21 protein-coding genes, 1 tRNA gene and 1 pseudogene are annotated in these 23,354 nt (G+C 61.0%); 15 read left to right on the top strand and 8 right to left on the bottom strand.

The features are described from left to right. Window positions 1-66 precede the first annotated feature (66 nt). Entirely contained in the window at window positions 67-1,251 is a 1,185-nt protein-coding gene (locus tag GJU48_RS16025) for a thiolase family protein (protein ID WP_094953528.1), read from the top strand. A gap of 227 nt (window positions 1,252-1,478) precedes the next feature. Then, window positions 1,479-2,435 (top strand): DMT family transporter, encoded by a 957-nt coding sequence (locus tag GJU48_RS16020; RefSeq protein ID WP_094953527.1) that lies wholly within the window; start codon window positions 1,479-1,481, stop codon window positions 2,433-2,435. A gap of 307 nt (window positions 2,436-2,742) precedes the next feature. Here GJU48_RS16020 and GJU48_RS16015 read toward each other — a convergent pair whose 3' ends face one another. Further along, window positions 2,743-4,131 (bottom strand): class II fumarate hydratase, encoded by a 1,389-nt coding sequence (locus tag GJU48_RS16015; RefSeq protein ID WP_094949883.1) that lies wholly within the window; start codon window positions 4,129-4,131, stop codon window positions 2,743-2,745. A gap of 192 nt (window positions 4,132-4,323) precedes the next feature. Here GJU48_RS16015 and GJU48_RS16010 point away from each other — a divergent pair, with 192 nt between their 5' ends. From GJU48_RS16010 to GJU48_RS15980, 7 genes are all read left to right on the top strand, one after another. After that, entirely contained in the window at window positions 4,324-4,842 is a 519-nt protein-coding gene (locus tag GJU48_RS16010) for a DUF2059 domain-containing protein (RefSeq protein WP_094949882.1), read from the top strand. Between the two features lie 6 nt (window positions 4,843-4,848). Further along, on the top strand, window positions 4,849-5,142 hold the full coding sequence (locus GJU48_RS16005; protein WP_094949881.1) for a BolA family protein: 294 nt from the start codon (window positions 4,849-4,851) through the stop codon (window positions 5,140-5,142). 111 nt (window positions 5,143-5,253) lie between these two features. Then, on the top strand, window positions 5,254-6,195 hold the full coding sequence (gene trhO, locus GJU48_RS16000) for an oxygen-dependent tRNA uridine(34) hydroxylase TrhO (RefSeq protein WP_094949875.1): 942 nt from the start codon (window positions 5,254-5,256) through the stop codon (window positions 6,193-6,195). A gap of 37 nt (window positions 6,196-6,232) precedes the next feature. After that, a complete protein-coding gene (locus tag GJU48_RS15995) occupies window positions 6,233-6,835 on the top strand; it encodes a DsbA family protein (protein ID WP_176462909.1) in 603 nt (200 codons plus the stop codon). Then, window positions 6,828-8,663: an ABC transporter ATP-binding protein gene (locus GJU48_RS15990; protein ID WP_094949873.1), complete on the top strand. Its 1,836-nt coding sequence runs from the start codon at window positions 6,828-6,830 to the stop codon at window positions 8,661-8,663. Before GJU48_RS15995 ends, GJU48_RS15990 begins: the two co-directional genes overlap by 8 nt. A gap of 71 nt (window positions 8,664-8,734) precedes the next feature. Beyond that, window positions 8,735-11,209: an EAL domain-containing protein gene (locus GJU48_RS15985; protein WP_094949872.1), complete on the top strand. Its 2,475-nt coding sequence runs from the start codon at window positions 8,735-8,737 to the stop codon at window positions 11,207-11,209. 78 nt (window positions 11,210-11,287) lie between these two features. Beyond that, on the top strand, window positions 11,288-12,067 hold the full coding sequence (locus GJU48_RS15980) for a TenA family transcriptional regulator (protein ID WP_371917655.1): 780 nt from the start codon (window positions 11,288-11,290) through the stop codon (window positions 12,065-12,067). Between the two features lie 22 nt (window positions 12,068-12,089). Here the strand turns inward: GJU48_RS15980 and GJU48_RS15975 are convergent, their stop codons facing one another. Both GJU48_RS15975 and lldD read right to left on the bottom strand, forming a co-directional pair. Continuing rightward, on the bottom strand, window positions 12,090-13,016 hold the full coding sequence (locus GJU48_RS15975) for a GGDEF domain-containing protein (protein ID WP_083357601.1): 927 nt from the start codon (window positions 13,014-13,016) through the stop codon (window positions 12,090-12,092). Between the two features lie 251 nt (window positions 13,017-13,267). Next, window positions 13,268-14,425 (bottom strand): FMN-dependent L-lactate dehydrogenase LldD, encoded by a 1,158-nt coding sequence (lldD, locus tag GJU48_RS15970; protein ID WP_155296042.1) that lies wholly within the window; start codon window positions 14,423-14,425, stop codon window positions 13,268-13,270. A gap of 101 nt (window positions 14,426-14,526) precedes the next feature. Between lldD and GJU48_RS15965 the strand changes: the two genes are divergently transcribed. From GJU48_RS15965 to GJU48_RS15955, 3 genes and pseudogenes are all read left to right on the top strand, one after another. Further along, a complete protein-coding gene (locus GJU48_RS15965; RefSeq protein ID WP_094949868.1) occupies window positions 14,527-15,411 on the top strand; it encodes a LysR family transcriptional regulator in 885 nt (294 codons plus the stop codon). A gap of 87 nt (window positions 15,412-15,498) precedes the next feature. Continuing rightward, window positions 15,499-15,574: transfer RNA gene (locus GJU48_RS15960), tRNA-Asn, on the top strand. Between the two features lie 134 nt (window positions 15,575-15,708). Then, window positions 15,709-15,822 (top strand): annotated as a pseudogene (locus GJU48_RS15955) (sigma-70 family RNA polymerase sigma factor); the annotation flags it as partial. Window positions 15,823-15,881: 59 nt separating this feature from the next. Here GJU48_RS15955 and GJU48_RS15945 read toward each other — a convergent pair. Then, entirely contained in the window at window positions 15,882-16,586 is a 705-nt protein-coding gene (locus GJU48_RS15945; RefSeq protein ID WP_094949863.1) for a TetR/AcrR family transcriptional regulator, read from the bottom strand. Window positions 16,587-16,706: 120 nt separating this feature from the next. Here GJU48_RS15945 and GJU48_RS15940 point away from each other — a divergent pair, with 120 nt between their 5' ends. Next, window positions 16,707-17,924: an MFS transporter gene (locus GJU48_RS15940; protein WP_094949862.1), complete on the top strand. Its 1,218-nt coding sequence runs from the start codon at window positions 16,707-16,709 to the stop codon at window positions 17,922-17,924. Window positions 17,925-18,193: 269 nt separating this feature from the next. After that, window positions 18,194-19,060 carry a DNA/RNA non-specific endonuclease gene (locus GJU48_RS15935; RefSeq protein ID WP_094949861.1) on the top strand — a complete coding sequence of 289 codons (867 nt, stop codon included), beginning with the start codon at window positions 18,194-18,196 and terminating at the stop codon, window positions 19,058-19,060. Window positions 19,061-19,093: 33 nt separating this feature from the next. Here the strand turns inward: GJU48_RS15935 and GJU48_RS15930 are convergent, their stop codons facing one another. The 4 genes from GJU48_RS15930 to GJU48_RS15915 all read right to left on the bottom strand — a co-directional run bounded on the left by GJU48_RS15930 (window position 19,094) and on the right by GJU48_RS15915 (window position 21,780). After that, window positions 19,094-19,273, bottom strand: a complete 180-nt coding sequence (locus GJU48_RS15930; protein WP_094949860.1) for a DUF1289 domain-containing protein — start codon at window positions 19,271-19,273, stop codon at window positions 19,094-19,096. Between the two features lie 32 nt (window positions 19,274-19,305). Next, window positions 19,306-20,214 (bottom strand): CDF family Co(II)/Ni(II) efflux transporter DmeF, encoded by a 909-nt coding sequence (dmeF, locus tag GJU48_RS15925; protein WP_094949859.1) that lies wholly within the window; start codon window positions 20,212-20,214, stop codon window positions 19,306-19,308. Beyond that, window positions 20,211-20,486, bottom strand: coding sequence for a metal/formaldehyde-sensitive transcriptional repressor (locus GJU48_RS15920; RefSeq protein WP_083357626.1), 276 nt, complete (start codon window positions 20,484-20,486; stop codon window positions 20,211-20,213). Before GJU48_RS15920 ends, dmeF begins: the two co-directional genes overlap by 4 nt. Window positions 20,487-20,562: 76 nt before the next feature. Continuing rightward, window positions 20,563-21,780 carry an MFS transporter gene (locus tag GJU48_RS15915; protein WP_094949858.1) on the bottom strand — a complete coding sequence of 406 codons (1,218 nt, stop codon included), beginning with the start codon at window positions 21,778-21,780 and terminating at the stop codon, window positions 20,563-20,565. A 344-nt stretch (window positions 21,781-22,124) separates the two neighbouring features. Here GJU48_RS15915 and GJU48_RS15910 point away from each other — a divergent pair, with 344 nt between their 5' ends. Next, the gene (locus tag GJU48_RS15910) at window positions 22,125-23,336 is read left to right on the top strand and encodes a YeeE/YedE family protein (protein WP_094949856.1); all 1,212 of its coding nucleotides are present in this window, start codon (window positions 22,125-22,127) and stop codon (window positions 23,334-23,336) included. Window positions 23,337-23,354: the final 18 nt, after the last annotated feature.

The following is a 23,354-nucleotide window of genomic DNA, read 5'->3' as shown; positions in this document are numbered from 1 at the left end:
CGCAGTCAGGAGGGCCCGGTTCTATCCTCGATCCATCTCCCAACAACGACAAGATCGAGGTAGCCCATGCGTGAAGTAGTGATCGTCGACAGCGTGCGAACCGGCCTGGCCAAATCCTTTCGCGGCAAGTTCAACCAGACCCGTCCCGATGACATGGCGGCCCATTGCGTCAACGCCCTGCTGACTCGCCATGGCATCGACCCGGCGACGGTCGAGGATTGCATCGTCGGTGCCGGCTCCAATGAAGGTGCCCAGGGCTACAACATCGGGCGCAATGTGGCGGTGCTCTCGCAATTGGGCGCCGGTACCGCTGGGATGACCCTTAACCGCTTCTGCTCCTCAGGCTTGCAGGCGATTGCCATTGCCGCCAACCAGATTGCCTCGGGTTGCAGCGACATTATCGTCGCCGGTGGCGTTGAGTCGATCAGCCTGACCATGAAAAGCGTCAACACGGACAACCTGATCAACCCGCTGCTTAAAGAGCAGGTGCCGGGCATCTACTTCCCCATGGGCCAGACGGCTGAGATTGTCGCGCGCCGTTATCACGTCAGCCGTGAGGAGCAAGACCTGTACGCCCTGCAAAGCCAGCAGCGCACCGCCCAGGCCCAGGCTGATGGTTTGTTCAGTGATGAGATCGTGCCGATGGCGGTGAAGTACAAGGTCGAGGACAAGCACACCGGCGAAGTGCAGGTGCTGGAGGGCGTGGTTGATCGCGACGACTGCAACCGACCTGACACCACGCTCGCCAGCCTGCAAGGGTTGAAACCGGTCTTCGCCGAGGATGGCTCGGTGACAGCCGGCAACTCCTCGCAGCTCTCCGACGGCGCCTCGATGACGCTGGTGATGAGCCTGGAAAAAGCCCTGCAATTGGGCCTCAAGCCCAAGGCGTTTTTCCGAGGCTTTACCGTGGCCGGTTGTGAGCCGGACGAGATGGGCATCGGCCCGGTGTTCTCGGTGCCCAAGTTGCTCAAGGCCAAGGGCTTGCAGGTGGCGGATATCGACCTGTGGGAACTCAATGAAGCGTTTGCCTCGCAGTGCCTGTATGCGCGTGACCGGTTGGAAATTGATAACGCCAAGTACAACGTCAACGGCGGCTCGATCTCGATTGGGCACCCCTTCGGCATGACCGGTTCGCGGCAAGTCGGGCATTTGGTTCGCGAGCTGCAACGACGCAATCTGCGTTACGGCATTGTCACCATGTGCGTGGGCGGCGGCATGGGCGCCACCGGCCTGTTTGAAGCCGTACGCTAAATCTCACTGGAAAAACATGGGCCCATGTGGGCGCTGGCTTGCCTGCGATGGCGGTGTATCAGTCGAGATTTGTGTATCAGTCGAGATTTTTTTGTCTGACCCACCGCCATCGCAGGCAAGCCAGCTCCCACCTTTGATTTGGGGTGTTGTGGAAAATATCGCTCGCCAAGGCCCCCCTTGGTCCACCTAGAATGCCCGTTCCACTTCCTCAGGCATTCGGGGCACTCATGCACATCTCTTCCGGCCGCTGGGTCTATGGCTTCGGCTTGACCCTGCTGACCGCGTTTCTGTGGGGCATTCTGCCGATCAAACTCAAACAAGTGCTACAGGTGATGGACCCGGTGACCGTCACCTGGTTTCGCCTGATCGTCGCCGGCAGCTGCTTATTTATCTACCTGGCCCTCACCAAACGCCTGCCCAGCCGCAAGGTCCTGGGTCCCAAGGGCGGCTGGCTGGTAGCCATGGCGGTGTGCGGGCTGGTGGGCAACTACGTGCTGTATCTGGTCGGGCTGAAAATGCTCAGCCCTGGCACGGCGCAGTTGGTGGTGCAGATGGGGCCGATCTTTCTGATGGTCGCCAGCGTGTTTGTGTTCAAGGAGCGTTTCAGCCTGGGGCAAGGCATGGGCCTGGTGGTGCTGATCATTGGCTTCGGGCTGTTTTTCAACCAGCGCCTGGTAGAAATGCTGACCTCCTTGGGCACCTACACCGCCGGGGTGTTGACGATTCTGCTCGCTACGACCATTTGGGTGTTTTATGCCTTGGGTCAGAAGCAGTTGCTGACGGTGTGGAATTCGCTGCAGGTGATGATGGTGATTTATCTGTCGTGCGCCGTGCTGCTCACGCCGTGGGCGCATCCGCTGGAGGCGTTGCAGTTGAGCCCGCTGCAGGGCTGGCTGTTGCTGGCGTGCTGCATGAATACGCTGGTGGCTTACGGTGCGTTTGCCGAAGCCCTGGCGCATTGGGAGGCTTCGCGGGTCAGTGCGACGTTGGCGTTGACGCCGTTGGTGACGTTTGTGGCGGTGGCGTTGGCGGCGTGGTTATGGCCGGATTTTGTGCAGGCCGAAGAGATTAATGCTCTGGGTTACGCCGGGGCGTTGGTGGTGGTGTTGGGGTCGGCGACTGTGGCGCTGGCGCCGTCGTTGCTGGCTGGGCTCAGGGCGCGGCGGGTGCGGCTGGCGTCTTAATGGCCGGCGAGGCGGCGGCGAAGCTTTATTTTTTGTAAACCGGTTCAAATGTGGGAGCTGGCTTGCCTGCGATGGCGGTATGTGGGTTGGCTGGGGTATCTATTCGGAGTACATATCCGTTGCTGCGGTAACGGCTGAGTATGGTTCCGCTCTTACAGATGGGCCATCCTTGGCCCAGCGCGGCTAACCCGGCGTCCTGCCGGGTTACCCACGGATTCAAGCCTGCGTTCGGCCATCGTGGTTAACGGGGCGCCTTAGATCAAGATCAAGATCAAAAGCAGATCAAAAGCAGATCAAAAGCCTGAGCTTAATGACCGGCTTCCAGCATGTTTTCCGGGCGTACCCACTGGTCGAACTCTTCATCGGTGAGGTAGCCCAGGTCCAGCGCAGCCTCGCGTAGCGTCAGGCCTTCGGCGTAAGCCTTTTTGGCGATCTGCGCCGACTTGTCGTAGCCGATGTGCGGGTTGAGCGCTGTCACCAGCATCAGGCCGCGCTCCAGGTGCTCGGCCATTTGCTCGGCGTCGGGCTCAAGGCCGGCGATGCAGTGTTCCTGGAAGTTGTTGCAACCGTCGGCCAGCAGGCGGATCGACTCCAGCAGGTTGTGGATGATCACCGGCTTGTACACGTTCAACTGCAAGTGGCCTTGGCTGGCGGCAATGCCGATGGTCACGTCATTGCCCAGCACCTGGCAGGCCAGCATCGACAGCGCTTCGCACTGCGTGGGGTTGACCTTGCCCGGCATGATCGAGCTGCCCGGCTCGTTGGCCGGCAGTTTCACTTCTGCCAACCCGGCGCGTGGGCCGGAGCCGAGCAGGCGCAGGTCGTTGGCGAGTTTCATCAGGGCCACGGCCAGGGTTTTTAGGGCGCCGTGCAGGGTTACCAGCGGCTCATGGCCGGAGAGGGCGGCAAATTTGTTCGGTGCGGTGACGAATGGCAGCCCTGACAGCGCGGCCAGTTCGGCGGCAATCGCCTCGCCAAAGCCGTGGGGCGAATTGAGCCCGGTACCGACGGCGGTGCCGCCTTGGGCCAGTTCGCAGACTGGGGGCAGGGCGCTGCGGATCGCGCGTTCGGCGTAATCGAGCTGTGCGATAAACGCTGAGACTTCCTGGCCAAAGGTGATCGGCGTGGCGTCCATCATGTGGGTGCGGCCGGTCTTGACCAGCTTCATGTGCCGCGCCGACAGTTCCGCCAGCCCACCCGACAGGTGGGTGATCGCCGGCAGCAGCTGTTTGTTCACCGCCTGCACCGTCGCGATGCTCATGGCGGTGGGGAAGCAGTCGTTGGAACTCTGGGAGCGGTTCACATGATCGTTAGGGTGCACCGGGCTCTTGCCGCCGCGGGTCTTGCCCGACAGCTCGTTGGCACGGCCGGCGATCACTTCGTTGGCGTTCATGTTGCTCTGGGTGCCGCTGCCGGTCTGCCACACCACCAGCGGGAACTGGTCGTCATGTTGACCGTCGAGCACTTCATCGGCGGCCTGTTCGATCAGGCGGGCGATGTCGGCGGGCAAATCGCCATTGCGGTCGTTGACCCGCGCCGCAGCTTTCTTGATCAGGGCCAGGGCGTGCAGTACCGCCAATGGCATGCGTTGCTCGCCGATGGCGAAGTTCACCAGTGAACGTTGGGTCTGCGCGCCCCAGTAAGCGTCATCCGGGACATGGACTTCTCCCAGGCTGTCGGTTTCGATACGGCTCATCGGGCACACTCCTTCAGGTTCGTTTGCGCAGTTTAGGCCGTGATGGGCTTTGGGGGTTCCCTAAAAGACTTTTCATCGGATGCAAGTCCCGCAAAACCAGGCCCAACAGGGCCTGGGGTTGAGCCGGGAGGTTTTTTAGGCGCAGAATGGGCGCCCTTGGGGTCTTACCTCGCCTGCTAGAAAGGAAACTCGATGACTCGTCTTCGTGCCATCTGTACCGCGGTTGCTCTGGTTTGCGCCAGCGGCCAAGTCTTTGCCGATACCGCCAGCCATAACGCCAGTGCCGAAGCCTTCCTTACCCTGGCCCACGCTGACAAGCTGGGTACCCCGGTGTACATGCAAGTGCAGCAAATGTTCGCCCAGCGTTTCGAACAGACCAAGGCGCCTGCCGCCAAGCAGTCCGTACTGGACACCTACCAGGCCAAGGCTAACGCCGCCCTAGACCAGGCTATCGGCTGGCCGAAGCTGAAACCGGACATGGTCAAGCTCTACACCACTAACTTCAGCGAATCCGAGCTCAAGGACCTGGTTGCGTTCTACCAGTCACCACTGGGCAAGAAAGTCCTGGAAAAAATGCCGCAACTGACCCAGCAATCGGCGCAGATGACCCAGGCCAAGCTGGAAAGCGCCGTGCCGGTGGTGAACAAGCTGTTGGAAGACATGACCAACGAGCTGACGCCTAAAGCTGCTGCACCGGCCAAGAAGAAGTAAGCAGGAATGACCATGCAACAGCGTATCGAAACGGCGCTCGCCGCCCTGAGCCCGCAACACATGAGCGTGCTGGATGAAAGCCACATGCACAGCCGTGGGTTGCAGACCCACTTCAAGGCCGTGCTGGTCAGCCAGCAGTTCGAGGGGCTTAACCGCGTCAAGCGCCACCAGACGGTCTACGCCACGTTGGGTGACCTGATGAGCGAATTTCATGCGTTGGCGCTGCATACCTACACGCCTGAAGAATGGGCGAGAATCGACGCAGCCCCGGCCTCGCCGACCTGCGCCGGCGGGCATTGAATATCGTTCGACGCGTCGCGGTTTTGTTAGAATGCGCGCCGCGCGGCTTGGCCTGCATTTTTCTAAATCCGGTTCACCCCTTACGAGGGTAGCCACCTGGAGATAACACCGATGACTCAACCGATCGTCGTGGCGGCACTGTATAAGTTCGTCACCCTCGAAGATTACGTCGCCCTGCGCGAGCCACTGCTGCAGGCAATGGTCGACAACGGCATCAAAGGCACCTTGCTGATCGCCGAAGAAGGCATCAACGGCACCGTTTCCGGCAGCCGCGAAGGCATTGATGGCCTGATGGCCTGGCTGAAGAATGACCCACGCATGGACGATATCGACCACAAAGAGTCGTACTGCGATGACCAACCGTTCTACCGCACCAAGGTCAAGCTCAAGAAAGAGATCGTGACCCTGGGCGTCGAAGGCGTCGACCCGAACAAAAAAGTCGGCACCTACGTCAACCCGCAAGACTGGAATGCGCTAATCAGCGACCCCGAAGTGCTGTTGATCGATACCCGCAACGATTACGAAGTGTCGATCGGCACCTTTGAGGGCGCAATCGACCCGAAAACCACCAGTTTTCGCGAATTTCCCGACTATATCAAAGCCAACTTCGACCCCGCCAAGCACAAGAAAGTCGCCATGTTCTGTACCGGCGGCATTCGTTGCGAAAAGGCGTCGAGCTACATGCTCAGCGAAGGCTTTGACGAGGTTTACCACCTCAAGGGCGGCATCCTGAAGTACCTCGAAGAGGTGCCGCAGGCAGAAACCAAGTGGCAGGGCGACTGCTTTGTGTTCGACAACCGCGTGACCGTGCGCCACGACTTGAGCGAAGGCGACTACGATCAATGTCATGCCTGCCGCACACCGGTCAGCGTAGAAGACCGTGCGTCCGAGCACTATGTGGCTGGCATCAGTTGCCCGCATTGCTGGGATAAGCTGCCGGAGAAGACCCGTCGCAGCGCCATAGACCGGCAAAAGCAGATTGAGCTGGCCAAGGCCCGCAACATGCCGCACCCGATTGGTTTCAACTATAAGCAAACCCCTTCCGAGGCCTGACCCAATGCCCGCGCGCCTGCTCTATGTGATGGACCCGATGTGTTCCTGGTGCTGGGGCTTTGCTCCGGTGGCCGAGGCGTTGGTGGAGCAGGCCCAGGCCGCAGGCGTGGAGCTGCACCTGGTGGTGGGCGGCTTGCGCACCGGCAGCGGCGCGGCGTTGGAGCCGACCACCCGGCGCTACATCCTCGAACACTGGCAGGCGGTCACCGAGGCCACCGGCCAGCCGTTCAAGCATGAAGGCGCCTTGCCCGACGGCTTTGTCTATGACACCGAGCCTGCGTGCCGCGCCATCGTTACGGCGCGCAGCCTGGCACCGGATTGTGCCTGGAAACTGCTGGGGCTGATCCAGCGCGCGTTTTATGTCGAGGGCCGCGATGTGACCCTCGCCAGCGTGCTGGTAGAGCTGGCCGAGGCGGCGGGCATCCCGCGCATCGAGTTCGCCGGTGCGTTCGACCGCGCCGAGCAACACGCCGCAACAGCCGCCGACTTCACGTGGGTGCAGGATTTGGGCATTGCCGGCTTCCCGACGCTGTTGGCCGAGCGTAATGGCCAGCTTGCGTTACTGACCAACGGCTACCAGCCGCTGTCCGAGCTGTCGCCCTTGCTCGCCCGTTGGTTGGAGCGCGCCACCTGTGCATGACGAGCCTGGGCATGACCAGCCCGACCTTTCTGAGCAGCCCAAGCGCACCGATCGACTGACCTGGGCGGAAATTCGCCGCCTGGCCCTGCGTCACAAAAAAGCCCTGTGGATCGCCAATGGCGTCGCCGTGCTGGCGACTCTGTGCAGCGTGCCCATCCCCTTGCTGTTGCCCCTGCTGGTGGACGAAGTGCTGCTGGGCCATGGCGATGCCGCGCTCAAGGTGATGAACAACGCATTGCCTCTGGGGTGGCAGAAGGCTGCCGGTTATATCGGCTTGATGCTGCTGGTGACGCTGTTCCTGCGCTGTGGCGCATTGGTGTTCAACGTGGTGCAGGCGCGGCTGTTTGCGCGGCTGGCCAAGGACATCGTGTACCGCATCCGCGTACGCCTGATCGAACGGCTCAAGCGCATTTCCCTCGGCGAATACGAAAGCCTGGGCAGCGGCACGGTCACCACGCACTTGGTCACCGACCTGGACACGCTGGACAAGTTTGTCGGCGAAACCCTCAGCCGCTTCTTGGTGGCCATGCTCACGTTGGTCGGCACCTCGGCGATTCTGGTGTGGATGCACTGGCAGTTGGCGCTGCTGATCTTGCTGTTCAACCCGCTGGTGATCTACGCCACAGTGCAGTTGGGCAAGCGCGTCAAACACCTGAAGAAGCTCGAGAACGACAGCACCTCGCGTTTCACCCAGGCGTTGACCGAAACCCTTGATGCCATCCAAGAAGTGCGCGCCGGCAACCGCCAGGGCTTTTTCCTCGGGCGCCTCGGCCAGCGTGCCCAGGAGGTGCGCGACTACGCCATTCACTCACAATGGAAAACCGACGCCTCCAGCCGCGCCAGTGGCTTGTTGTTCCAGTTCGGCATCGACATCTTTCGCGCGGCGGCGATGCTCACGGTGCTGTTTTCCGACTTGTCCATCGGCCAGATGCTCGCGGTGTTCAGCTACCTGTGGTTCATGATCGGCCCGGTGGAGCAACTGCTGAACCTGCAATACGCCTACTACGCCGCGGGCGGGGCGTTGACGCGGATCAACGAGCTGCTGGCGCGTGCCGACGAGCCGCAATACGCCGGTGGCGCAGACCCGTTCACCGGGCGTGAGACGGTCGGCATCGAAGTGCGCGGCCTCGATTTCGGCTACGGCGAAGAGCTGGTGCTCAACCAACTGAACCTGGTTATCGCGCCGGGCGAGAAGGTGGCGATTGTCGGCGCCAGCGGCGGCGGTAAAAGTACCTTGGTGCAACTGCTGCTGGGGCTTTATACGCCGCAGGCCGGCAGTATTCGTTTCGGCGGCGCCACCCAGCAGGAAATCGGCCTTGCGACCATCCGCGAGAACGTCGCCGTGGTGTTGCAACACCCGGCATTGTTCAACGATACCGTGCGCGCCAACCTGACCATGGGCCGTTCGCGTTCGGACCAGGCGTGCTGGCAGGCGCTGGAAATCGCCCAGCTGGATGCTACCGTCAAGGCGCTACCTTTGGGCCTGGACAGTGTGGTGGGGCGCTCCGGCGTGCGTTTCTCCGGCGGTCAGCGCCAACGCCTGGCCATCGCGCGAATGGTGCTGGCCGAGCCTAAAGTGGTGATTCTGGATGAGGCCACCTCCGCCTTGGACGCCGCCACCGAGTACAACTTGCACCAAGCGTTGGCGCGGTTTCTCAGTGGGCGTACTACACTGATCATCGCTCACCGGCTTTCAGCGGTGAAACAGGCTGACCGGGTGTTAGTGTTTGATGGTGGGCATATCGCCGAAGATGGCGACCATCAGCAATTGATCGCGGAGGGTGGGTTGTACGCCAAACTTTACGGGCACCTGCAACAAGTGCGTTGAGTTAGCCTAAGCTGTGCTATCGGGAGCGGATTTTCGCGTGCGTATTAAGCTGTGCATGTGCAAGGGACTTCATGAAGCAGAAGCGGACTCTCGGAGCGACGTTAATCAGACCTCGGCTGCTGGGCATCGTCTGGCCCTTTATTGCCGTTGTACTGTTCCAGGCATTGTTAGGCAGCGTCAGTCTGTACGTGCTTTCAGCGGTGCGGGGTTATGTGGCGGGTGAGAGCTTATGGTCCAAGGGCCAGAAAGACGCTATCTACTACCTGACCCTCTACGCCGATAATCGCGACCCTGCCACTTACCTCAAATACCAGCAAGCCATCGCCGTGCCCCAGGGCGGGCATGAGTTACGTGTCGCCCTGGATCGCGTCAGCCCCGACCTTCCCGCCGCGCGCCTGGGCATCCTCAAGGGCGGCAACCACCCTGATGACGTGTCCAGCCTGATCTGGCTGTACCTCAATTTTCGCCATTTCAGCTACTTGGAAAAAGCCATTGAACTGTGGACTGTGGGCGACGGTTATCTGGTGCAGTTGGATGACTTGGCTCAGGCGATGCACCAAGCGATCCGCACCAATCAAGTCAACAGCAACGATGTACGGGACTGGAAGACGCGCATCACGGCCATTAACGATGGCGTCACACCGGCGGCGAAGGCGTTCAGCGATGCCTTGGGCGAGGGCTCGCGGGTCATCCTGCGGCTGTTGTTGATCACCAATCTGGCCACGGCCTTGGGCCTGATCGCCCTGGCGCTGCTGCGCACGCACAAGCTGCTGACCCAGCGCCATGAGTTTGCCAGCGCGCTTCAAGCGGAGAAGGAGCGGGCGCAGATTACCCTGGAGTCGATTGGTGACGGCGTGATCACCACCGATGTCGACGGCGCTATCGCCTACATGAACCCGGCGGCCGAGGCGCTGACCCACTGGAAGACCGCCCAGGCTCAAGGCTTGCCCTTGGCCGCGTTGTTCAGCCTGCTCGATGAAAATGCCGAGCCTGACGGCTTTACCCTGATCGAGCACATCATCAAGGGCGAACTCAGTGGCGGCAGCGAGCATTCCAAGCTGATCCAGCGCGTGGACGGCAGTACGGTCTCGGTGACGCTGGTGGGCGCGCCGATCCGCAGTGCCGGTAAGGTCAGTGGCGCGGTGCTGGTGCTGCACGACATGACCCAGGAGCGCCAGTACATCGCCAACCTGTCGTGGCAAGCGACCCATGATGCCTTGACTGGCTTGGCCAACCGGCGCGAATTCGAGTTCCGCCTGGAGCAGGTGCTGCAACGGGTAGCACGGCAGAAAAATGCTCGGCATGCGTTGATGTTCCTCGACCTGGACCAGTTCAAGCTGGTCAACGATACCTGCGGCCATGCTGCCGGTGACGAGTTGTTGCGGCATATCTGCGCGCTGCTGCAATCGGACCTGCGCGAGGGTGACACCCTGGCACGTCTGGGCGGCGACGAGTTTGGCATCCTCTTGGAGAATTGCCCGGCGCCGGTTGCGGAGAAGATCGCTGAGAGCCTGCGCCATACCGTGCAAAACCTGCATTTCGTGTGGAAAGGCCGACCGTTCATGACCACCGTCAGTATTGGCCTGGTGCATATCTCGCAAACCCCGACCACGTTGGAAACCTCGCTGCGCGCCGCCGACATGGCCTGTTACATGGCCAAGGAAAAGGGCCGCAACCGCGTGCAGGTCTACCATGCCGATGACTCGGAGTTGTCCCTGCGGTTTGGAGAAATGGCTTGGGTGCAGCGCCTGCACATGGCCCTGGAGGAAAATCGGTTTTGCTTGTATGCGCAGGAAATTTCGCCTTTGGGCCACACCGAAGGCGGCAATGGTCATGTGGAAATTCTGCTGCGCCTGCACGACGAGGCCGGTCGGATCATTTTGCCGGACAGTTTTATCCCCGCCGCCGAGCGTTATGGCCTGATGACATCGCTGGACCGCTGGGTGGTAGAGAACGTGTTCAAGATTATTGCCAACTGCATGCTTGAGCGGCCAGACCGGCCAATGGCGATGTGTGCGATTAATCTGTCAGGTATTACTATTGGCGATGACGACTTTCTCGGATTTTTGCGTGAGAAATTCGCGGTTTATAACATTCCGCCAGAAATGATATGTTTTGAAATAACAGAGACCAGTGCTATCGCAAATTTGGGTAGTGCGATTCGTTTTATTAATGAACTCAAAGCGTTAGGTTGCTATTTCTCACTGGATGACTTTTGTGCCGGAATGTCCTCATTCGCCTATCTCAAACATTTACCTGTAGACTTCCTGAAGATCGATGGAAGTTTCGTAAAGGATATGCTGGACGACCCGATTAACCGCGCGATGGTCGAAGTGATCAACCACATCGGCCACGTCATGGGTAAGCGCACCATTGCCGAGTTTGTTGAAACACCGCAAATCGAACAGGCTTTACTTGAGATCGGTGTGGATTACGCTCAGGGCTACCTGATTGAACGCCCGCAATTGTTTACCTTTGATAGCTTGCAGTGTCGACCTGTGCGGCCGCAGCCTCTGTTATTCAAGGCGCCCGGCACATTCCGTTGAAACATTTGCTGGTCTGTACTATCACACTAAAAAAGGAGCCTTACAGTGATCGACACCTTCAACAGAACCGGCCCGCTTATGGAAGCCTCAAGTTACCCTGCCTGGGCGCAACAATTGATCCAGGCCTGTAGCGAGAGCAAGCGCCGAGTTGTCGAGCACGAACTGTATCAGCGCATGCGCGATAACACGCTCAGCGCCAAGACCATGCGCCACTACCTTATCGGTGGCTGGCCAGTGGTGGAGCAGTTTGCCTTGTACATGGCACAAAACCTCACCAAGACCAAGTTTGCCCGCCATCCTGGGGAGGATATGGCGCGCCGGTGGCTGATGCGTAATATTCGCGTGGAACTGAACCATGCCGACTATTGGGTACATTGGGCCCGCGCCCATGGCGTGAGCCTGGAAGAGTTGCAAGCGCAGAACGTACCGCCGGAATTGCACGCACTGAGCCATTGGTGCTGGCACACCAGCTCGGCCGATTCGTTGATCGTTGCGATTGCCGCGACCAACTACGCGATCGAGGGGGCGACCGGGGAGTGGTCTGCCGTGGTGTGTTCGACCGGTGTGTACGCGGCAGCCTTCCCTGAGGAAGAGCGCAAGCGCGCCATGAAATGGTTGAAGATGCACGCGCAGTACGACGATGCCCACCCGTGGGAAGCGCTCGAAATAATCTGCACCCTGGCAGGGATGAATCCGAGCAAAACCTTGCAGGAAGAACTGCGTCAGGCCGTGTGCAAAAGCTATGACTACATGTACCTGTTTTTGGAAAGCTGCATGCGTTTGGAGAAGGAGAAAGACAAGGAAAAGGCGCCCCTAGCGATTCGCGAGCGTCAAGCACGCGTCGCCAGCGAGGCGTGATGTAAAGGTGATGGCGGGGTGCTTACCCCGCCATTGCCAAGCGGTTGCGGCCTTCGCGCTTGGCCACGTACAAGGCGTTGTCGGCGCGGCGTAATAGGCTTTCGGCCGACTCGGCGGCCAGCAAGGTCGAGCAGCCCAGGCTCACCGTCAATTCGATCTTGGTGTCATCTGCCCAGTAATCCTGAGCGTGTGCAGCCCGGCGCAAGCGCTCGCCGACCATGCCTGCCGCATCCCGGCCGGTGTTCGACAGCAGGATTAGAAACTCTTCCCCGCCAAACCGAAACACCATGTCCACGTTGCGCAGTTGGCTTTTGATCGAGCCGGCCACGGCGCGCAGTACTTTGTCGCCGGCCGCATGACCGTGGGTGTCGTTGATGTTCTTGAAGTGATCGATGTCCAGCATCAGCAAGGACAGCGGGCTCAGGTGCCGCCGGGCCATGTCGATTTCCCGTTGCAGGGTCTGGTCCATGGCAATGCGATTGCCGGTTTCGGTCAATGGATCGCGCAGCGCGCTGCGGGTGGCGGTACGGTAGAGCAGGGCGTTGCGCATCGGGTACAGCAAGCTCGCCAGCAGCGCCTCCAACTGGCTCAGTTCGTCGTCCATTAAGCGCTGGTTGCGACGGAATATCAGCTCGCCCAAATGCTCGCCTTCATGGCTCAAGGTGTAGCTCACCGAGTGGTGGCCGCGATGGCCGAATTCCAGGCGCAGGTCGCTGGGTTCATGGCGGTAGTGCAACGCGTCCAGGGGCACCAGGCGTTGCACCTCGCGAAAGAACAGGCCAAGGATGCGCTCCGGCTCCAGGCTGGTCTGCAATTGCTGGCCCAGTTGCTGGCGCAGTTCGTTAAAAGTGACGGGACGGCGGGGACGAAGGGCTGGTTGACCAAACCCCAGGCGTTGCAATTTTGCACTGTCGAAGTCAATTGCGTTGGTCTGGGTTGGTGATTTCATAAGCTAACGGCCTCTAAGCACTTAACTGTCTTACAGGCTCGATGAGAGTGGCGAATGCCAAGCGTCTTACTGCTCCTTCAGTTCTGTAAAACATCGGAAACAGTCTAAACCGCTTTGCCCGGGGTTATAACCCCTAGGCCCTGCCACACGTCTTGTCATCGCTTAACCTGCTTGAAAGGGCTTAGAGCGATATTCGTGCCACTTTGTTTAACTTAATAAAACTCCGTATAAATCAACGACCATTTTTAAAGTCAAAAAAGGTCGTTGCGTAATGACGTCAGTAGGGTTAGTGTGGCGTCGATCTGCTCGATTGAGGTGACGCCGGTCAAGGTCATGGCCACGCGCATTTCCTTAGCGAAAATATCCAGCAGGTTCTCCACCCCGCGCTGGCCATCGGCAGCCAGTGCATAGGCGTTGGCGCGGCCCAGCAGGCAGCCCTTGGCACCCAGGGCAAGCATGCGCACCACGTCGAGCCCGGAGCGAATGCCGGAGTCCACCAGCACCGTGAGGTCATCGCCCACCACCTCGGCAATCGGTGGCAGCGCTTTGGCGGTGGACAGCACGCCGTCCAACTGACGGCCGCCGTGGTTGGAGACGACGATACCGTCGGCGCCGAAACTCACGGCATCCTTTGCGTCCTGGGGGTCGAGTATGCCTTTGATGATCATCGGGCCTTTCCAGAACTCGCGGATCCACTCCAGGTCTTTCCAGCTGATCGAGGGGTCGAAATTGTTCGCCAGCCAGCCGATGTAATCTTCCAGGTGGGTCGGCTTGCCGAGGTATTTGGAGATATTGCCCAAGTCGTGCGGGCGGCCCATCAACCCTACATCGAAGGCCCATTGCGGCTTGGTGATGGCCTGCAGCATGCGTCGCGAAGCCGCGAACGGCCCGGACATGCCCGAGTGCGCATCGCGGTAACGCGCACCCGGCGTGGGCATGTCGACGGTGAACACCAGCGTGGTCACCCCGGCGGCCTGTGCCCGCTCCAGGGCGTTGCGCATAAAGCCGCGGTCCTTGAGCACATACAGCTGGAACCAGATCGACTGCGGGCTTTGCGACGCCACTTCTTCAATCGAACACACCGACACCGTCGACAGGCAGAACGGGATGCCCTTGTTCGCCGCGGCCTTGGCCGCCTGCACTTCACCGCGCCGTGCGTACATGCCGGTCAGGCCGACGGGGCTGAGGATCACCGGCATGGCCAACTCCTGGCCGAACAGGGTGGTTTTCAGGCTCAGGTTGTCGACATTGCGCAGGACGCGCTGGCGCAGGCTGATCTCGGCCAGGTCCGAACTGTTGGCACGCAGCGTGTGCTCGGCGTACGCGCCACCGTCGATGTAATCGAACAGAAAGCGCGGCAGCTTGCGCTTGGCGGCGGCACGGTAGTCGGAGGCGGACGAGATGATCATGAACGGGTTCTCCACAGAGCAAGGTTGCTCCACGATAAGCAAAAAGCTGGCATGATAAAAACAACTTTTATTACTAGCATCCAGTCGCTAAGGGAATACCGATGAACCTGCGAACATTGCGTGCCTTTGTTGAGGTGGTGCGCCAGGGCGGCTTCTCCCAAGCGGCTGACGTAGTGGCGTTGACCCAATCCACGGTGAGCAAGGCGGTCAAGACGCTGGAAGATGAATTGGGCACGCCGCTGCTCAATCGCCTCGGCCACAAGAATGAACTGACCGCCGCCGGCGAAATTGCCTACCGCCGCGCACTGGTGTTGCTCGCCGAGCACAACGACCTGGTGGCCGAGATCAACGACCTGCGCGGCCTCAAGCGCGGCGTGCTGCGCATCGGCTTGCCACCGGTCGGCTGCGGCGTATTGTTTGCGGCGATGTTCGCCGCCTATCGCACGCGCTACCCCGACATCGACATCGAACTCACCGAATACGGCAGCAAACGCCTGCGCGAATGCCTCGAGGCCGGGGAGGTCGACCTGGCGGCCTTGCTACTGCCGGCGGACGAAGGCTTCGACTACCAACCCGTGCGCAATGAACCGCTGATGGCCGTGTTGCCCATGAGCCACCCACTGGCCCGACGCAAACGCATCGACTTCACTGACCTGGCCGATTCACCGTTCATCTTGTTCGAAGCCGGTTTTGCCCTGAACGCCAAAATCCTCGCCGCCTGCGAACGCAAAGGCGTCACGCCTCGGGTCACCGCCCGCAGTGGGCAAATCGACTTTATCGTCGACCTGGTTTCCGCAGGGTTGGGCGTCGCCTTCCTGCCACGCATGCTCGCGCACAAATACCAACACCCCGGCATCGCCCTGATCCCCTTGGACGAACCCCACACCGATTGGCACATCGCCCTGGTCTGGCGCGCCAGCGCGCACCTGCCGCCGGCGGCCCGCGCCTGGCTGGATCTGGCCAAGGAAATGGCCAGCCCGGTGTAGAAGGTTGCAGCGGTCATTTGTAGGAATTCGGCTGAGTGCACCTTCAGTGCTTGACTTCTTCTTTTTAATCAGTAACATACGGCGCATTCCGCGATAGCTCAGTTGGTAGAGCAAATGACTGTTAATCATTGGGTCCCTGGTTCGAGTCCAGGTCGTGGAGCCAGATAGAGAAAAGCCTGCAGAGATGCAGGCTTTTTTTTGCCTTGGATTTGGCCCATGGCAGCGATCCCAGCCCCTATACAACGCCCACCATAAAGCCATAAAATGAGAAGCATTATCATTTAATGCGGATCTGACATGCACGACGACAGCATCGCCTCGCCGGTCGCCCAGTTGTATGCGAATCACCATGGCTGGCTTCGGGGCTGGCTGCATCGGCGTTTGGGGCACAGTGCCGATGCCGAAGACCTGGTTGGCTGACGGCACACTCGTGGAAGTGCTGAAACCCTTTGGTGGGCGCTCGCGACCGTTTACCTTGCTGTACCCCCATGGGCGCTATGTGCCGCATCGGGTGCGGGCGTTTGTGGATTTTTTACTGGCGTGTCGTGACGAATGGGCGGCGCCGTAGACGCGGCGATATCCCACGTCAGCAAAATTTGGCTGATCGCCGCGTCGATCACTGTGTAGGGCACATCATCGCGCGCCAGGATCGAAACGCCCTGCAGGAAGCTGTCAAACACGGTCGCCATTGCCGGTGCATGAAGCGTGTCCGGCAGTTGACCGGCACGGATGCCTCGCTCAACACACGCCACAATCCCCGCCCGCGTTCGCGCGCGCGATTGCGTCAATGCCTGCGTCACCCGCGCGTTCTCCGGGCTGGGTGCGCTCATCACGCCCAGCGCCACCATGCAGCCCTTGGGATGCCCATCGTCACACTGCATGCGCGCCGATTGGCGCAGCGCGGTTTCGAGGGCCTTACGCGGCAGCAGGGTGCCGTCCCACAGGCATTCGGTGACCCGGGCGTAGGTCGCCAAATAGCGTTGCACACACTCATCGAACAGCGCCTCTTTGGAGCCGAAGGCTGCATAAAAACTCGGCGCGGAGATACCGCCACCCAGGCCGGCCTTGAGCTGGGCGAGTGAGGTGGCGTCGTAACCGTGCTGCCAGAACAGGTGCAGGGCCTGTTCCACGGCCTGGTCGCGGTCGAAATTACGCGGGCGGCCCATTTGTGCCATGTCCAGTCTCCTGTGCAGAACGAGATAAATACTAGTCGATACATAAGTCGTTGACAATATGTCGATGTTGCTTCCAATATTTGTATCGATCAGTATTTAAGTCGCCTCAAGGAGTTACCCATGACCCCCTCACTCAGCTTATCCGCGTCGTCCGAGCGCTTGCCCATCGGCGCCTTGCTCGCCCTGGCCATGACCGGTTTCATCTGCATCGTCACCGAAACCCTGCCCGCCGGCCTGTTGCCGTTGATCAGCGACGGCCTGGCGATTTCGCCGTCGATGGCCGGGCAGATGGTCACCGCCTACGCGCTGGGTTCAGTGCTGGCGGTAATTCCCATGACCATCGCCACCCGTGGCTGGCGTCGGCGCAATGTGCTGTTGCTGACCATCGTCGGTTTTCTGCTGTTCAATTCCATCACGGCGCTGTCGTCCCATTACGGTTTGACCCTGGTGGCGCGGTTCTTCGCCGGGGTCGCGGCGGGGCTGGCCTGGAGCCTGCTGGCCGGTTACGCCCGGCGCATGGTCGCGCCGCATCAACAGGGCAGGGCGCTGGCGTTGGCGATGGTCGGCACACCGATTGCGCTGTCACTGGGCGTGCCGCTCGGTACTTGGCTGGGTGGCCTGGTGGGCTGGCGCACCACGTTCGGCCTCATGTCGGCGCTGACGCTGGTGTTGATCGTGTGGGTGCTGGTGAAAGTCCCGGACTACGCGCCGCAGGCTGCGCATCAGCGTGTGTCGTTGGCCAAAGTGCTGACCACGCCTGGCGTGCGGCCGGTGCTGGCGGTGGTGATCAGCTGGATGCTGGCGCACAACATTCTGTACACCTACATCGCCCCGTTTTTGCTGCCGGCAGGCCTGACGACTCGCGTGGATCTGGTGCTGTTGGTGTTCGGCATCGCGGCGTTGGCCGGGATCTGGCTGACGGCCAGGTTGGTTGAGGCGATGTTGCGCAAAACCGTTCTGGTGAGCCTGGCGAGCTTTGCATTGGTGTCTGTGGTGTTCGGTGTGGCGGGCAGCGTGCCTTGGGTGGTTTACCTTGGCGTGGCCGTGTGGGGGCTGAGCTTCGGCGGCGCTGCCACGCTGCTGCAAACCGCCCTGGCGGATGCCGCTGGCGACGGTGCGGATGTGGCGCTGTCGCTGAACGTGGTGGCGTGGAACAGCGCGATTGCCGGCAGCGGCGTGGTCGGCGGCGTGTTGCTCGACACATGGGGCGTCGCGTCGTTTCCCTGGGCGATGGCACTGTTGATCGCCATGGCGTTTGCTATTGCCTGGAGCGCTCATGCCCATGGATTCAAGCCGGGCGCACGTGGCACAGAAAAACCCTTCGTGGCCGGGCACTAATAGGCCTTGGTCAGGTCAATAACCCCTGCAATATCATCCACTTGGCTCCGTTTTGTTTCCCTGGGCGATGGCACTGTTGATCGCCATGGCGTTTGCTATTGCCTGGAGCGCTCATGCCCATGGATTCAAGCCGGGCGCACGTGGCACAGAAAAACCCTTCGTGGCCGGGCACTAATAGGCCTTGGTCAGGTCAATAACCCCTGCAATATCATCCACTTGGCTCCGTTTTTCGGAGCCTGACGCCTTACTCCCTTTCAAAGAAGTCATGCATGCACCTGCGCAAAATTGCACTCGGGCTATCAGCTCTCGTTCTGCTCTCCACCGGGGCAGATGCCCGGGGGTTGCTGGACTTTATCAAGCCCCCCGCACAGGAACACACCTCCCGCTCAAGCTCGATCAGCCAGCGCGCGGCGCTCGGCCTCTATTCCAGCCAACAACAGCAACCCTCGTTTGCCAGCTGCGCCGATCTGTTCCCTGGCGCCAGGCCAATCAACACCGCCACCGTGCCCACTTCGATGAAGCCCATGGCGTTGTGTTCGGACAATTTTGCGGTGCTTTACTCGCAGACCAGCAAGACACCACTGGTAGTGGTCGAACGCTTGAATGCGGCCCAACTGAAAAACGCCAAGGGTGAAGAGCGCACCAACCAGTTCTACCCGGACCCGCGCATCCCTAAAGGCGCTCGCGCCGAGTTGAGCGACTACCGCAGCCAACACCCGGCCGTGGACCGTGGCCATCAGTCCCCGGCTGCCGACGCCCCGAGTGCGAATGCCATGGCGCAATCCTTCGCGCTGTCGAACATGGTGCCGCAAGACCCCACCAACAACCGCAAGATCTGGAGCAAGGTCGAGGCGGACGTGCGCAAGTTCGCCGTGCGTGCCGGCGGCAATGTGTTTGTGTTCACCGGCCCACTGTTTGATGCGGGTTACAGCACCGTCGGTAACAACAAGGTCTGGGTGCCCACGCGTCTGTTCAAGCTGGTCTACGACGCCTCGTCGAAACGCGCCTGGGCCTATGTGCTGCCCAACGCTGAAACGCGCATCCAGAAGCCGATGGACTACGACACCTTTGTGAAGAGTACCGGGCTTAAGCTGCTGGGTGATTTGCCGGTTACCGGCTCGGTGGGGCGCACCTGATGTGAGCCCCGAAGGCTGGCGGCAGCGCCAGCCCTATTGGGTCTTTTTCAACGCCTTTAACCGCAATGTCGCACGCTGCACGGCGGCCATCTTTTCCGGACGCTTCATGCGTTTCCATTTGCGAATGTCGTCCTTGCTCCGCCCGCAACTGACGCATAGATCGCCGCTGAGTTGGCAGGTGGAGATGCACGGGTTTTCGATATCTTTAGCCAAGGTCTCACCTGGGTTTGATCAAGGGCGCGCAGCTAGGCCGCACGAAATTCAACGGTGAGGTGGCTCACTTCATGGACCGGTTTGAGGCGCTCGCGAATGCTCTCGGCGTCTATGGTCGAGCGGCCAACGACGCTGACGATGGCGGCATGTGCGTCCGGGCCCACGCGCCACACGTGCAGATCGGTAATCGTCGCATCGCCAGGTTGTTCGACGAGTTCGCGGATCTCGGCGGCGACGTGTTCATCGGTTTGGTCCAGCAACACGCCGGCGGTGGTGCGCATCAAGCTCCAGGACCATCGCGCAATCACCACGGCGCCGACGATGCCCATCGCCGGGTCCAGCCACACCCAGCCCAGATAACGCCCAGCCAGTAACGCGGCGATGGCGAGCACGGAGGTCAGCGCATCGGCGAGCACATGCACGTAGGCTGAGCGCATGTTGTTGTCGTGACCATGATGGTCGTGATCATGATCGTGCCCATGGCTGTGACCGTGGCCCAGCAACAGCGCGCTGACGATGTTCACCGCCAACCCCACCACCGCAATCAGCGTGGCGGTACCGAACTGTACTTCGGTAGGCTGCAGCAAGCGCATCACCGACTCGACACCGATACCCAGCGACACCAGCGCCAGGATAAGCGCCGAGGCGAACCCGCCCAGGTCGCCGACTTTGCCGGTGCCAAAGCTGTAGCGTGAGTTGCTCGCATTGCGTTTGGCGTAGGCGTAGGCCGCAGCGGCAATGCCCAACGCGCCCGCGTGGGTGGCCATGTGAAAGCCGTCCGCCAGCAACGCCATGGAACCGGTCAAGGCCCCGGCGGCAATTTCCGCGACCATCATCACCACCGTCAACATCACGACCCACAGGGTGCGTTTGGCGTTTTCGTCGTGGGCCGAGCCGAGGAACACATGTTCGTGGGTGTGAGCGCTATGGGCGGCGTTCATTTGGAATACCGCCGAATGGCTTCCAGCAGCTCTTCGACGCCACGGGCGCGGGCTTCCTCGCTGAGGGCGGGGTCGGCCACATGGGCTCTGGCGTGGTCTTCGATGATTTCTTCCATCAAACCGTTGATGGCGCCGCGTGTGGCGGCCACCAGGTGCAGGGTTTTGGCGCAGTCGAGGTCCGACTCCAAGGCTTTTTCAACCGCCTGTAGCTGCCCGGCGATGCGTTTGACGCGCTTGATCAGGCTGTCTTTGTTTGCGGCAATATGGCCCACAATATACCCCCCCTACCTATGATGGGGCGCATCATTGCATACCCCACCCCCCTATACAAGGCGGTGTGTGCAGGCGCTATTTGGGCCGGTCCAGCTGACGCTTCAGGGTGTAGAGCGCCACGCCAACCGCCAGGATGCCCGACACCGCGCCAACCACCAGCGCCCAGCGCGGGCCGAGGTGGTCGGCCACCCAGCCGACGATGGGCGCACCAATCGGCGTGCCACCGAGGGCGACGGCGACGCGCAGAGCGATCACGCGTCCGCGCATGGCGGGCTCGGTGGTGAGTTGCATCAGGCTGTTGGTGGTGTTGCTGAAGGTCATGGCACCCACGCCGATGATCACCAGCGCAATCGCGAACATCCAGTAGTTCGGTGCCAACGCTGCGAGTATGCAACCAAAGCCAAACACCGCCGCGCCGGTCAGCAGTGACTTGAACTGCGGTCGCTCACTGCCGGCGGCAATCAGCGCGCCGGCGATGGTGCCGATGGCCAGGGTCGAGGTCAGCAGGCCGTAGCCACGTGCATCGGCATGGAATTCGGTGACGGCCATGGTCGAGATGAAAATCGGGAAGTTCATGCCGAAGGTGCCGATTAGAAACAGCATCAGCAAGATCGCCTTCAGGTCCGGCCGCGCCCACACATAACGCATGCCCTCGGTGAGGCTGCCTTTGGTCCGCAGCGCGCGCACCTTGATGTGTTGGCTGGACACGCGCAGGAAAAACAGCGACGCCAGCACCGCAAAAAAGCTCGAGCCATTAAGCAGGAACGCCCAGCCGGTGCCGACTGAGGCGATGGTCACGCCCGCCACGGCCGGGCCGATCATGCGCGCCATGTTGAACGAGGTGGAGTTGAGCGCGATGGCGTTGGACAAATCTTTCTCGCCCACCAGTTCGGCCACGAAAATCTGCCGCACCGGCGCATCGAATGCCGAGGCGCAGCCGGATAAAAACGCAAACACGTACACGTGCCAGAGCTGCACGAAGCCTGTGATGGTGAATACCCCCAGCGTCAGCGCCAGCAGGCCCATGACCGCCTGGGTGGCGATCAGCAGCTTGCGCTGGTCGTAGTGGTCGGCGGCAAACCCGGTCCACGGCAGCAACAACAACTGCGGCCCGAACTGCAGTGCCATGACGATCCCCACGGCGGCGGCGTTGTGCGGAGTGAGTTGGGTGAGCACCAGCCAATCCTGGGCGGTGCGTTGCATCCAGGTGCCGACGTTGGACACCAGCGCACCGGCGGCCCAGATGCGGTAGTTGGGGCTGCGCAGGGAACGGAACGTGCCGAGGACACTCATGAGGGCGTTAGTTCCTCCGGTTGTCGGGCCACTCGATGATGGCCGGTTCGCTAAAAGATCACTTGATTTCAAACAGCCGCAAAATCGCGGCCTTCGCTTTCTCTCCATCGCTGCCATGGAGTGCGCAAATGGACGCCTGATCGTTGAGTTTGTGCAGTTGGAAATGGTTGTAGAACGCTTGGCCAAGCCGCGGTACGCTCGATTTCCAGTTTCGGTGTATTGCCCATGTGAACTCGTTCTATTCATTCAGAAAACACGCAAGACTCCCACACTCGACCTGTTGGCCTTGGCGTCCGGATTCCATGCCATCATACCTACCCCATTCAAACACACCGAGACTCCCCATGAGCACCTCCCTTTCCCTGCCCCCCGCGCGTAAGCCCATCGCGCCACTGCTGGCGTTTATCATCCTGGTGGTGGGCGCCGTGTTCCTGCAGAACAGCGTCGGCTCGCGCCAGGTGCTGTTGCTGGTGGTCGGCGCGGCGCTGGGCTTGACCCTGTACCACGCCGCCTTCGGCTTCACGTCGGCCTGGCGTGTATTCATCAATGATCGGCGCGGCGCTGGTTTGCGCGCACAGATGGTGATGCTGGCGGTGGCGGTCGTGCTGTTTTTCCCAGCGCTAGGGGCGGGTACATTGTTTGGCCAGCCGGTGGTCGGGCTGGTGGCGCCGGCCGGGGTATCGGTGGTGTTTGGTGCGTTTATTTTCGGCATCGGCATGCAGTTGGGCGGCGGTTGCGCCTCGGGCACTTTGTTCACCGTGGGTGGCGGCAATGCGCGCATGTTGGTGACGTTATTCTTCTTTATCTGCGGCTCGTTGATTGCGACCCACCATGTCGATTGGTGGTTCGCATTGCCGTCGTTCCCAGCGGTTTCCATCGTCAAAAGCTTCGGCGTAGTGCCGGCATTGCTCTTGAGCTTGGCCGTGTTCGCGATCATCGCAGCGGTCAGCGTTCGCATCGAGAAGGGTCGTCATGGCCAGCTTGAAGCGCGCGTCACCAGCGAACACACAGGCTGGCGCCGTTTCTTGCGCGGGCCCTGGCCGTTGGTGTGGGGCGCGATTGGCCTGGCGCTGCTCAACTACGCGACCCTGGCACTGGCCGGGCGGCCGTGGGGCATCACCTCGGCGTTCGCGCTGTGGGGCGCCAAAGTCGCCAGCGGTCTGGGTGTGGATGTGGCCAACTGGGCGTTCTGGCAAATGCCGGGCAATGCCAAGGCCCTGGCCGCGCCGGTGTGGGAAGACATCACCAGCGTCATGGACATCGGCATCGTCCTCGGTGCGCTGTTGGCGGCAGGCCTGGCCGGGCGTTTTGCGCCGAGCCTGAACATTCCGGCGCGTTCGCTGGTGGCGGCGGTGATCGGTGGCTTGTTGCTGGGCTACGGCTCGCGCTTGGCGTACGGTTGCAATATCGGCGCGTACTTCAGTGGCATCGCCTCGGGCAGCCTGCATGGCTGGGTGTGGTTGGTGGCGGCGTTTATCGGTAACAGCGTGGGCGTGCGGCTGCGTCCGTTGTTCTTTGCGGGCGAGCGCCCGCAGGTGGCGTTGAACGGCTGCTGAGTGAACCAGTGAGGTAAC

The organism is Pseudomonas sp. IB20 (assembly GCF_009707325.1).
Taxonomy (GTDB): domain Bacteria; phylum Pseudomonadota; class Gammaproteobacteria; order Pseudomonadales; family Pseudomonadaceae; genus Aquipseudomonas.
This window is presented reverse-complemented; position numbering and strand designations above follow the sequence as displayed.